This is a genomic window from Kribbella sp. NPDC005582, from assembly GCF_040605415.1.
GTDB lineage: Bacteria > Actinomycetota > Actinomycetes > Propionibacteriales > Kribbellaceae > Kribbella.
The window spans coordinates 127,267-138,920 of sequence record NZ_JBEXCU010000011.1 but is presented as its reverse complement, the minus strand read 5'-3'; the positions used below and the strand labels follow the sequence as shown (position 1 = coordinate 138,920).

10 protein-coding genes are annotated in these 11,654 nt (G+C 69.3%); 7 read left to right on the top strand and 3 right to left on the bottom strand.

Translation table 11 applies throughout. The annotated features are described in order from the left end of the window. Positions 1-13: 13 nt before the first annotated feature. Positions 14-3,286: a S8 family serine peptidase gene (locus ABZS29_RS38320; RefSeq protein WP_355469971.1), complete on the bottom strand. Its 3,273-nt coding sequence runs from the start codon at positions 3,284-3,286 to the stop codon at positions 14-16. Positions 3,287-3,402: 116 nt separating this feature from the next. Between ABZS29_RS38320 and ABZS29_RS38315 the strand changes: the two genes are divergently transcribed. From ABZS29_RS38315 to ABZS29_RS38305, 3 genes are all read left to right on the top strand, one after another. Beyond that, the gene (locus ABZS29_RS38315; protein ID WP_355469969.1) at positions 3,403-4,071 is read left to right on the top strand and encodes an LON peptidase substrate-binding domain-containing protein; all 669 of its coding nucleotides are present in this window, start codon (positions 3,403-3,405) and stop codon (positions 4,069-4,071) included. A gap of 262 nt (positions 4,072-4,333) precedes the next feature. Then, on the top strand, positions 4,334-4,570 hold the full coding sequence (locus tag ABZS29_RS38310) for a YlcI/YnfO family protein (protein WP_355469967.1): 237 nt from the start codon (positions 4,334-4,336) through the stop codon (positions 4,568-4,570). A 1-nt stretch (position 4,571) separates the two neighbouring features. Further along, the gene (locus ABZS29_RS38305; protein ID WP_355469965.1) at positions 4,572-4,874 is read left to right on the top strand and encodes a type II toxin-antitoxin system PemK/MazF family toxin; all 303 of its coding nucleotides are present in this window, start codon (positions 4,572-4,574) and stop codon (positions 4,872-4,874) included. Here the strand turns inward: ABZS29_RS38305 and ABZS29_RS38300 are convergent. Further along, positions 4,871-5,680: an SDR family oxidoreductase gene (locus tag ABZS29_RS38300; protein WP_355469964.1), complete on the bottom strand. Its 810-nt coding sequence runs from the start codon at positions 5,678-5,680 to the stop codon at positions 4,871-4,873. The two genes, ABZS29_RS38305 and ABZS29_RS38300, sit on opposite strands and share 4 nt — an antisense overlap. A 62-nt stretch (positions 5,681-5,742) precedes the next feature. Between ABZS29_RS38300 and ABZS29_RS38295 the strand changes: the two genes are divergently transcribed. Then, positions 5,743-6,528, top strand: coding sequence for a helix-turn-helix transcriptional regulator (locus tag ABZS29_RS38295; RefSeq protein ID WP_355469962.1), 786 nt, complete (start codon positions 5,743-5,745; stop codon positions 6,526-6,528). Here ABZS29_RS38295 and ilvD read toward each other — a convergent pair. Further along, a complete protein-coding gene (gene ilvD, locus ABZS29_RS38290) occupies positions 6,525-8,375 on the bottom strand; it encodes a dihydroxy-acid dehydratase (RefSeq protein ID WP_355469960.1) in 1,851 nt (616 codons plus the stop codon). The two genes, ABZS29_RS38295 and ilvD, sit on opposite strands and share 4 nt — an antisense overlap. 127 nt (positions 8,376-8,502) lie before the next feature. On the opposite strand from ilvD, the gene ABZS29_RS38285 reads away from it, so the two are divergent. Genes ABZS29_RS38285 through recQ form a run of 3 tightly spaced genes read left to right on the top strand, consistent with a single transcriptional unit; the run spans position 8,503 to position 11,646 of the window. Continuing rightward, complete coding sequence (locus ABZS29_RS38285; protein ID WP_355469958.1) at positions 8,503-9,336, top strand: helix-turn-helix domain-containing protein; 834 nt, start codon at positions 8,503-8,505, stop codon at positions 9,334-9,336. A gap of 5 nt (positions 9,337-9,341) precedes the next feature. Next, complete coding sequence (locus ABZS29_RS38280; RefSeq protein ID WP_355469956.1) at positions 9,342-9,752, top strand: VOC family protein; 411 nt, start codon at positions 9,342-9,344, stop codon at positions 9,750-9,752. A 46-nt stretch (positions 9,753-9,798) separates the two neighbouring features. Then, positions 9,799-11,646, top strand: a complete 1,848-nt coding sequence (gene recQ / locus ABZS29_RS38275) for a DNA helicase RecQ (protein ID WP_355469954.1) — start codon at positions 9,799-9,801, stop codon at positions 11,644-11,646. The last annotated feature ends 8 nt before the right edge of the window (positions 11,647-11,654 follow it).

Here is an 11,654-nt window from a genome sequence, read left to right as displayed (position 1 = left end):
GACCAGGAGCCGCTCAGCGGTAACGCATCGCGTCCGTCACGGTCTGCTCGGTGATGTTGCCGGCGGCGTCGACCACCGTCGCCCGCAGGGAGACCGACTCACCACTGGGCGTCGGGAAGGCCGCAACGTACCGGCCGGCGGCCTTCCGAACGACCTTGGCAGATCGCCACGGCGCCCCGGCCCCCGCCTGGTACTCGATCGAAACCCGCTGGATCCCGGCCAGCACCGACTCGTCGTACTCGCTGCTGCCCTTGAACGGCGGCCTGATGTGCACCGGCACGGTCGTCACCGGCCGCCGCGGCGTCACGTTGCGGTCGTTCACCTCCGGCGCCAACCGGATCGCCAGAATCGGCAACCACTGCGCATCGCTGGTCGCCGCGGAGGTCCGGAACGTCCAGACGTGCTCCAGCTTGCTGGTCAGGCGGGAGATCGACGTCCGATCCATCGTGCTGACGAGCTTGAAGGTCGCCTCTCCGGCCGGCAACCCGCCCACGTTGAGGTTCCCGAACTCGCTGTCGTCACTCGCGACCAGCCGGCCGTCGCGGAAGAGCTTCGTGCTTTTGCTGTTCGCGACGTGCTGCTGGTAGCTACCGCCGAAAGAGCGGTCGGCGGCGTCGGCCAACGGGCTCTGCCGGATTTGGAGGAAGTCGTCCAGCCGGAGCGCCAGGCCGGAGCTGGGTGCGAAGACCGCCGCGTTGTATTGCTCCTGGTAGCGCCGGCCGGCCTGGTACCGGGGATTGATGTGGTTCACGTCGGTCCGCTGGATCCGCTCAGGGCCCGGATCGAACTCGCCGACTCCCGTGTAGCTCACGCCGCCGAGATCGTCGGGCACGGCGTCGTGAAACACGCGGCGACGGGCCGGAAGGTCGTAGTCGACTGCCGCGTAGAGCCCGAGGCGGCCGGTGATGTAGACCTCGGCCCGCCGGTTCGAGGTGGCCAGGATCGTCTGGTCCACCGGGATCATCGCCGCCGGGTCCAGGACGCGCTGGAAGCCGGTCGGGAACCGGCCCCGGAAGACATCGGCCGAGCTCAGCAGGTACGGCGAATTGTCCAACCTGCCGGCCGCGTTCCGGCGCGCCCAGATCGTCGCGACGAACCCGGTGTCCTCCGCACGCGCCGACCCGATCTGAGCGGTGAACACGCCGGCCGGACCGGTGAACTCGTACCAGGTGCTGCCACGCCAGTCGTCGCTCATCCGCAGTCCGACCGCGCCGGAAACCAGCGCCGCATCGGCGGACCGGGCGGAGATCTGCAGCGGCCGCGCGAGCCGGGAGTCCATCACCACGGTGGTGTCCGCCGTCAGCTCGAGCAACGGCTGGACCATCAGGTAGGTGTTGGTCCCGAGCTCCAGCTTGCTGTCGAGCACGTACTTCGCCTTGGGGACACGGACCGTCGTCGTACCGCTGGGGTCCTGTAGGTACTGAGACTCCCAGCTGTCGCTGCCCAGGTACGTCGTCATCGCCGGTGACGGCTTCCCGTCCGGACCGAGGTGTTCGACGGTGAGGTTGTAGCTCTCGATCTCCTTGTCGACCGCGATCGACGCGGTGACAGTCCGGTCGCCTGCCTTGCCGGTGACCTGGCCGCTGAAGCGGCCGTCCGGTCCGAGGCGGGTGTTCACCGTGACAGGTACATCGGCCGTCGCGTGGGCCGGGACGATCAGCTTGGCAGCGCCCAGTTCGACCATGCCGTCCGGCGCCGGCTGGTCGCCTGGGCCCAGGAGCGTCGTACTGAGGGTGAGCTCGACCGGCTGGTCGCCGTCGTTGCGGAAGGCCACCTTCTTGGTGATCGGCTCGTCGTCGCCGTGCGGCCAGACGGCTTTGCCGAAGTACAGCGACCCCGTCTCGGCAACCACCGGAAACGCGACTGCGTTCGCCACGTCCAGCCGGCCTGTCCCTTGCTCGTCACCGGATTGGCCGGAGAGTGGCTTCGCGGCGGACATCAGTCCGCTCTTGATCCGAGCGGCCTTCCAGTCCGGATGCTGCTGGGCGAGGAGCGCCGCCGCACCGGCGGCATGGGGCGTGGCCATCGACGTACCGTCGGCGCTCAGGTAGTCGCCGTCGCCGGAGCTGATCCCGGCGGCGCGGGCGGCCATGATCGCGACCCCTGGAGCCGTCAGGTCGGGCTTCATCGTGCCGTCCGGCAACGGACCGCGGCTGGAGAAAGCCGCCAGCTGATCCTGTTTGTCGACGGCGCCGACGGTCAGCGCGGCGGCCGCCCGCCCGGGTGACTCGATCGTGCCGGGACCGAATTCGCCGCTGTTGCCGGCAGCTATCACGAAGAGTGTGCCGGTCTGCTCGGTGAGCCGTGCGACGGCCGCCTCGATCGGGTCGATCTCCGGCCCGGCGTCGCCGCCGAGGCTCATGTTGACGACCTTGGCCTTGACCTCGGTGGCCGCCCACTCCATCCCGGCCAGGATCGACGACGCCGGGCAGCCGAACTCGGCGCACACCTTGCCGTCGTACAGGCGGGCGCCCGGCGCGACCCCGCGGTACTTGCCACCTGATGCGGCGCCGGTGCCCGCGAGCGTGCTCGCCACGTGGGTGCCGTGGCCGACCAGGTCGCGGTCGGGCTCGTCGGTGAAGTTCTTCCGGCCGGCCACCTGGGTCTTCAGATCGGGGTGCTCGGAGTCGATACCTGTGTCGAGCACTGCGACCGAGACGCCGGTACCTGTGAAGCCCGCCTGCCAGGCGGCCGGTGCGCCGATCTGCGGGACCGACTTGTCCAGCGTCGGCCGGTACCGGGCGTCCAGCCAGACCTTGCCGACGCCGGCCCCGGACAATTGCGGGAGGAACTTCGCTGCGTCGCGCTTGGCGACCCTCAGCGCCACACTGTTGATCGCCGGGAGCCGGCGCTCGATCGTGGCGGCGGCGAACGGCCGCGCCTTCGCCTTGCCGTCGTACCCGACCAGCAGCGGAACCTCCTTGGTCGAGGCGTCGTCGAGCTTCTGCCGGATGAGGCCGGCCACGTCGAACAGGGCCCGGTCGAGCTTGCCTGCCGCGACCGCGGCCGAGACGTCCGACGGGATCACGTACAGCTTCTTGCCGACCCGCTTCTGCTCGAAGCCCACCTTGCGGTTCGGTCCGGGAACCGTCCGTACGGCGCCCTGTTCGTCGACCGTCACGCGGTCGCCGGTCAGCAGGGTCACCTGCCCGGCCTGTAGCTTCGTGACTCCGGCAGGTGCGCCTGGCTGAGTCCGGCCCGCGGTGGCGGTCGGCCCGGACACTCCGGCCAGCAGGAGCCCCAGCAGCGCGCCGCCGATCAGCAGCGGCCTCCCTCTGCTTCGCATTTGTTTCCTCCTAGGTGACGCCGGTCGGCGTACACCTGCTGAGACGCACACGGCAAGCGAACGCTGCGCACGCGAACAACGACGTACTCCTGGCCGGATGCCCTAGGCTCGCTGGTATGGACTCCCGCCTGCCCCTGCTCACTGTCGACACGGTGATCTTCCCTGGGCTGGTGCTTCCGATCCCGGTCACCGACGTCCAGGGCCGCGCGGTGATCCGCGATCTGGTCGAGAACGGCGGCGAGATGATGTGCGGCGCGCTCGCGGTCCGGGACGGCTACGAGCTGGGTGAGCGCGTCTTCCGGTCGCTCTACGGCACCGGATGCTCTGCGACCATCTCCGAGATCCGGCTGGACGCCGACGACGACGGTCCGGTCGAGATCACGCTCACCGGCAGTCACCGGTTCAAGGTGGCCGAGCTCGACGGCGGTGGTGACTACCTGGTCGCCGACGTCGAGTGGATCGACGAGGAGCTCGGCGACGACCCGCTCGGCGCGGCCACGATCGCCGTCGCGCGTTTCCGCCGGTACGCCGAAGCCGTGTCGGCGATCAGCCGGCCGGGACTGCATCTCGGCGACCTCCCCGATGATCCGAGCACGCTGTCGTACCTGATGTCGGCCGCGATGACGCTGCTGACACCCGACCGCCAGAAGCTCCTCGAGGCGACCGACACCACGAACCGCCTGACCCAGCTGGTCGGCTTCCTGGACGCCGAGCTCTCGGCGATCACCGCGCTCCCGTCGCTGCCCGCGACCGAGCTCAGCTGGTCCAGCATGTCGCCCAACTGAGGCCCCGGACCCCGTTCCCTTGCCACTCGATCCGCCGCGGCGATCGCTCACCGTCATCGGTCGATGGGTCCGCGCGCCTGCTGCTGGCCCCCACCGTCGGTCGGTCAGCGTCTTCTACCCGCCGCCGGACACCACCGCCGGGCGGATCAGCCGACCGGCCGCGGTCACCACCCACTCGGCTCGGGTGGGCAAAGCCTCCCGCGCCGCACGGGTGGGATTCACACCCCTACCACAACCCATCCCACCACGGTATGGTTTTGGTATGAGCAAGCAGATCACAGTGCGGCTGCCCGACGAACTGGTCGACTTCATGGACCAGCTCGTGGCGACCGACAAGGCGACGAGCCGGGCATCGGTGGTGGCCCGGGCGATGGAGCGTGAGCGGCGGCGGGAGCTGGCGGCGCGCGATCTGGCGATTCTGGCCGAGCACGGTGACTATCCGGAGTTCGACGGGATGGCGTCGGCGGCGGCCGGGACCGCGTTGAGCGACTTGGACTGAGATGCGTCCGCTGCACATCGCCCGGCTGGACAAGCCGCGGCCTGTTGTCGTGCTGACCCGCGAGCTGATCCGGCCGCGGTTGACCAACGTGACGGTCGCCCCGATCACCAGCACGATCCGTGGGCTCTCCACCGAGGTGCTGGTCGGCCCGCAGAACGGGCTCGACCATCCGAGTGCGATCTCCTGCGACAACATTCAGACCATCCCGAAGGCGCACCTGGGCCGCCTGATCGGCTATCTGTACCCCGACCAGGAGCCGGCCTTGGCCGAGGCGATCAGCCTCGCCTTCGACCTGGAGATCTAAGCCTTGGTCGCGAGAGGACGCCAGGCGTCCCAGGTCTCGAGGCGCTGCCGATAAGCCGCCTCGACCACCGGATACGGGTACTCGCCAAGGAACAACCGCAGCGGCGGCTCGTCGGTGTCGACCAGTTCGAGGATGACATCCGCAGTCACCTGCGGGTCCTGCGGAGCACGCGCGGTGGCACCCGCGCGCCGCGCCTCACGGATGGGCTCGTACGCCGAGATCGGCTCGGCGTGATCCGCCGACGCACCGGACCAGTCGGTCCCATAGGGGCCCGGCTCAACGATCGTGACGTGGATGCCGAGCGGACCAACCTCCTGGGCGAGCGCCTCGCTCAGGCCCTCCAGGCCCCACTTGGACGCGTTGTACAGCCCGAGTGTGGGAAACGCGGCGAGCCCGCCGAGGCTGGACACCTGCAGGATGTGCCCACTCGCCTGGGCTCGCAGGAACGGCAGCACGGCCTGCGTCACCCACAACGGCCCGAGCAGATTGGTGTCGAGCTGCGCACGGGCCTGCGCCTCGGTGATCTCCTCGACCATCCCGAACAGGCCGTAGCCCGCATTGTTCACCACCACATCCAGCCGGCCGAAAGCACCAACAGCCTCCCGTACGGCGGTTGCCGCGGCACCCCGATCGGTCACGTCGAGCCGGAGCGGCAGCAGCGCATCGCCGTACTGGTCGACGAGCGGCTGGAGGGACTCGACGGTGCGAGCCGTGGCGGCGACGCGGTCGCCGCGAGACAGGGCGGCGCTCGCCCAGATCCGGCCGAAGCCGCGGGACGCGCCGGTGATGAACCAGGTCTTTGTCATGTCTCGACCCTCTGACTTCGGGCGTTCGGCAACCAGCACCCCGGCAGGGTTACCCTGCGAAGGTGGTCGCCGAGAACGTGCTGGGTGAGTTCCTGAAGGCCCGCCGGGCCCGGGTGCCGGCCGCCCGTGCGGACCTGCCGAGCTCGACCCGCCGCCGGGTTCCCGGGCTCCGCCGCGACGAGCTCGCTCGGCTCGCCGGTATCAGCGAGCCTTATCTGACCCGCCTGGAACAAGGCGTCGATCAGAATCCGTCGCCGCAGGTACTGCGAGCGCTCGCGCGGGCATTGGAGCTGGATGCCGACACCTCGGCGTACTTGTACTCGCTCGCCGATCCGGATCCCGAACGGCCCGCCGACACCGCGGTCTCCGAAGACCTCCACCAGTTGCTCGACACGTGGTCCCACACCCCCGCGTACGTGCGGAACCGACGCTTCGACGTACTGGCAGCCAACAAGTGGGCGCGCGCACTCGCACCGATGTACGAGCCGGGACACAACCTGGCTCGGGACATGTTCCTCGACCCAAGGACGCGCGAGCTTTTCCCGGACTGGCCGACGATCGCCGCTCAGACCGCAGCGGCCCTGCGCGCCGAGGCGGACCCGCATGACCCGCGCACCGCCCAGCTCATCGCCGAACTGGAGACCGACGCCGACTTCCACACCTTGTGGGTACAGCACGACGCCCGGCCGTCCCGCGATGAACTCAAGCGCTTCGCGCACCCGGTCGTCGGCGAGCTCGCCGTACGGCGTCAAGCGCTGACCGTCGGCGGCTCCGAGGACCAGGTGATCATCGTGTACCAGGCCGCTCCCGGCAGTGCGTCGGAAGCGGCTCTGGCCCGACTGGTCTAACCCAGCTTGGTGACGTCCCGTACGGCGCCCTTGTCGGCGCTCGTCGCCATCGCGGCGTACGCACGCAGTGCCTGCGACACCTTCCGCTCGCGAGCCTTCGGCGCGTAGACCCCGCCCAGCGCCGTACGGCGGGCGTCCAGCTCGGCGTCGTCGACCAGCAGCTCGATCGAGCGGTTCGGGATGTCGATCCGGATCTGGTCGCCGTCCTGGACGAGCGCGATCGTGCCACCCGAGGCCGCTTCCGGTGAGGCGTGCCCGATCGACAGGCCCGACGTACCGCCGGAGAAGCGGCCGTCGGTGACGAGGGCGCAGACCTTGCCCAGGCCGCGGCCCTTCAGGAACGACGTCGGGTAGAGCATCTCCTGCATCCCCGGTCCGCCCTTGGGGCCCTCGTACCGGATCACGACGACGTCGCCCGGCTGGACCTTCTTGGCCAGGATCTTCTCGACCGCTTCCTCCTGCGACTCACAGACAACCGCGGGACCCTGGAAGGTCCAGATCGACTCGTCCACGCCGGCCGTCTTCACGACGCAGCCGTCGACGGCGAGGTTGCCCTTGAGCACCGCCAGGCCGCCATCGGCGGAGTAGGCGTGTTCCAGGTCGCGGATGCAGCCGCCGGCCGCGTCGGTGTCGAGCGTGTCCCAGCGCTCCGACTGCGAGAAGGCCGTCGCCGACCGCTTGCAACCCGGTGCCGCGTGCCACAGCTCGACGGCCTCGGCGGACGGCGAACCGCTGCGCACGTCCCAGTTCTTGAGCCAGTCCCCCATCGAGGCGCTGTGCACGGTGTGGATGTCTTCGTTCAGCAGGCCGGCCCGGTAGAGCTCGCCGAGGATGGCCGGGATGCCGCCGGCGCGGTGCACGTCCTCCATGTAGTACGTGCCGCCGGGCGCGACGTTCGGCGCGACCTTCGCCAGGCACGGCACCCGCCGCGAGACCGCGTTGATGTCGTCGAGGTCGAAGTCGACCTCGGCCTCCTGGGCGGCGGCGAGCAGGTGCAGGATCGTGTTCGTCGATCCGCCCATCGCGATGTCGAGCGCCATCGCGTTCTCGAACGCGGCGCGCGAGGCGACATTGCGCGGCAGCACGGTCTCGTCGTCGGTGTCGTAGTACCGCTTGGTGATCTCGACGACCGTGCGGCCGGCGTTCTCGTACAGGGCCCGGCGGGCGGTGTGCGTCGCCAGCACCGAGCCGTTGCCGGGCAGCGACAGCCCGATCGCCTCGGTCAGGCAGTTCATCGAGTTCGCGGTGAACATGCCCGAGCAGGAACCGCAGGTCGGGCAGGCGTTCTCCTCGATCCGCGCGATGTCCTCGTCGGAGACGTTCTCGTTGACCGCCTCGGACATCGCGTCGATCAGGTCCAGCTTGCGCACGGTCCCGTCGACCAGCGTCGCCCGGCCGGCCTCCATCGGTCCGCCGGAGACGAACACGGTCGGGATGTTCAGCCGCAGCGCGGCCATCAGCATGCCCGGGGTGATCTTGTCGCAGTTCGAGATGCAGATCAGCGCGTCCGCGCAGTGCGCCTCGACCATGTACTCGACGGAGTCCGCGATCAGGTCCCGCGAGGGCAGGCTGTAGAGCATGCCGCCGTGGCCCATCGCGATCCCGTCGTCGACGGCGATCGTGTTGAACTCGCGCGCGATCCCGCCGGCCGCGTGGATCGCCTCGGAGACGATCCGGCCGACCGGCGCCAGGTGCGTGTGCCCCGGCACGAACTCGGTGAAGCTGTTCGCGACCGCGATGATCGGTTTGCCGAAGTCCCCGCGATCGACGCCGGAGGCCATCATGAGGGCGCGGGCGCCCGCCATGTTGCGGCCGTGGGTGACGGTACGGGACCTCAGATCAGGCACGTCAATCTCCAACACTCGAGCTGCGAACGACTCCGTCCATGGTGCCACTCGTCGTCCGGATGCCGAAACGCTGGTCCCGGATGGCGGATGCATGGTTCTTGTCGGTGGGCCGATCTAGCCTGGGTTCATGGCCGGGTTCACGCATGTTCATCGTGCGGTCCACCCCGCCCTGCGCCCGTTCGTCGGCGACCTCAGCGGCTATGCGTACGACGGTGAGCCGCCCGCGCTGCATCGCGGGCTGCCCTCGCAGTACCTGACCCTCGTCATCACGATGGACGAGCCGATCGGGATCGCGTGGCCGGGCGAATCGCCCGGCAAGTACGACGCTGGTGTCGGCGGACTGCATTCGCGGGCTGTGCACGTCGGTGGGTCGCCGAGTCGGTCGGGTGTTCAGTTGGCGCTCACTCCGGCTGGGTCGCGCGCGTTGTTCGGGCTGCCGCCTGGTGAACTGGCGTGGCAGGTGGTCGAGCTGGACGAGTTTCTCGGGCCGTCGGCACACCGGCTGGTCGAACAGCTCCGTGAAGCGCCGAGCTGGGAGTCGCGGTTCGATCAGGTGGAGCGCGCGCTGCTCCGGCGATGGGCCGCTCCCCCGGCCAACGGCGTACGGGCTGAGGTGGACTGGGCCTGGCGGCGGCTGCGAGAGACCCGGGGTGCGGTCGCGGTGCAGGAGCTCGCGGCCGAGGTCGGGTGGAGCCGGCGGCATCTGACTGATCGCTTCACCACCGAGTTCGGCCTCGCGCCGAAGGTGGCGGCGCGGGTGCTGCGCTTCGAGCAGGCAGTCGCACGGCTGCGGCGGCGCCCTGGGCTGCGGCTTGCCGACCTGGCCGCCGAGCTCGGGTACGCCGATCAGGCGCATCTGACCCGGGAGTGGCAGGCGATCGCCGGGTGCTCGCCGCGGCAGTGGATCGCGGAGGAGCTCCCAAACGTTCAAGACCCCGACAGCCTGGTGGCGGCACAGTGAGGGGTATGACCTCACTGACGAAGACAGTCGGCGTCTGGCCGACACTCGTGTACCTCGACGGGCGAGCCGCACTGCAGTTCCTGACCGAAGGACTCGGCTTCGAGCTGGTCGCGTCATACCCGGGCGCGGGCAATGGTTCAGTCGCCCATGCCGAATTGCTCTGGCCGGCCGGAGGCGGGGTGATGGTGAGCTCGACGGATGCGCGGTCCGAGCCGAACGAGTTCACCATGCTCGCGGACCAGGCTCAGTCCGTGTACCTCGTGCACGATGACCCGGACGCATTGATCGGACGAGCGGTCGGAGCCGGAGCAATCGTCGTACGAGGGCTGCAGGACAGCGACTACGGATCGCGCGGCTTCACCGTCCGGGATCCGGAAGGGAATCTGTGGAGTATCGGAACGTATGCGGGCGAGTAAGCCGTTTCCGGCGATTCGGCGTTCGGGAGCTGCCTAGAATCGCGGGGTGACGGAAACACCTGACGCTCTGCCCAACGAACTGCCCAGCGAAGCTCTCGATGTCCTGCGCCGTGTCTTCGGGTACGACGCTTTTCGCGGCCAGCAGGGCGAGATCATCGACACCGTCATCGGCGGCGGGGACGCACTGGTGCTGATGCCGACCGGCGGCGGCAAGTCACTGTGTTACCAGATCCCGTCGCTGGTCCGGGCCGGTGTGGGTGTGGTGATCTCGCCGCTGATCGCGCTGATGCAGGACCAGGTGGACGCGCTGACCGCGCTCGGTGTCCGGGCCGGCTTCCTGAACTCGACGCAGGATTTCGAGCAGCGGCGTGAAGTCGAGCAAGCCTTTCTGAGCGGTGAGCTCGACCTGCTCTACCTCGCGCCCGAGCGGTTGCGGGTCGAGGCGACCGTCCGGCTGCTCGACCAGGGCAAGATCGCGCTGTTCGCGATCGACGAGGCGCACTGCGTGTCCCAGTGGGGCCACGACTTCCGGCCGGATTACCTGATGCTGTCGGAGCTGCACGAGCGCTGGCCCGACGTACCGCGGATCGCGTTGACCGCCACCGCGACCGAGGCGACCCACCAGGAGATCGCGACCCGGCTGAACCTGACCGAGGCGAAGCATTTCGTCGCGAGCTTCGACCGGCCGAACATCCACTACCGGATCGTGCCGAAGGACAACCCGCAGCGTCAGCTCCTCGACCTGCTGCGCACCGAGCACCCCGGGGACGCGGGCATCGTCTACTGCCTGTCCCGCAACAGCGTCGAGAAGACCGCGGCCTTCCTGACCCAGAACGGGATCGAAGCAGTGCCGTACCACGCCGGGCTCGACAGCCGGGTCCGCGCTCAGAACCAGTCCCGGTTCCTGCGGGAGGACGGGCTGGTCGTGGTCGCTACCATCGCGTTCGGGATGGGGATCGACAAGCCGGACGTCCGGTTCGTCGCCCATCTCGATCTGCCGAAGTCGGTCGAGGGCTACTACCAGGAGACCGGTCGCGCCGGGCGTGACGGCCTGCCGTCGACCGCCTGGCTGGCCTACGGCCTGCAGGACGTCGTCCAGCAACGCAAGATGATCGACACCTCGGAAGGCGACCTCGCGCATCGGCGCCGGCTCAGCGCGCACCTCGACGCGATGCTCGCGCTCTGCGAGACCGTGCAGTGCCGCCGCTCCCAACTCCTCGCCTACTTCGGTCAGCACGGCGACGCCTGCGGCAACTGCGACACCTGCAACACGCCGCCCGAGTCCTGGGACGGCACGATCCCCGCACAGAAGCTGCTCTCGGCCGTCTACCGCCTGCAGCACGAGCGCAACCAGAAGTTCGGCGCCGGCCAGCTGATCGACATCCTGCTCGGCAAGGAGACCGAGAAGGTCAAACAGTTCCGCCACGACCAACTGTCCGTCTTCGGCATCGGCACCGAGCTCAAGGACACCGAGTGGCGCGGCGTCATCCGCCAGCTCCTCGCGCTGCGCCTGCTCACCGTCGAAGGCGACTACGGCACGCTCGTCCTCACCGAAGACAGTGCCGACGTCCTCGGCCGCCGCCGCGACGTGATGATGCGCCGCGAGCCCGAGCGCACCAAGTCCAAGTCCCGCTCCAGTAGCGGCAAGAAGTCCGCCGCCGCCGACCTCCCCGCCGAGCTCGCCCCGGTCTTCGAGCGCCTCCGCACCTGGCGCGCCGCCGTCGCCAAGGAACAAGGCGTCCCCGCCTACGTCATCTTCCACGACGCCACCCTGCGCCAGATCGCCATCGACCTCCCCACCACACTGTCCGCGCTCGGCACGATCAGCGGTATCGGCGAGAACAAACTCGCCAAGTACGGCGAAGGAGTCCTGGAGGCCCTCGCCGACGCCTGAGTGCCGAA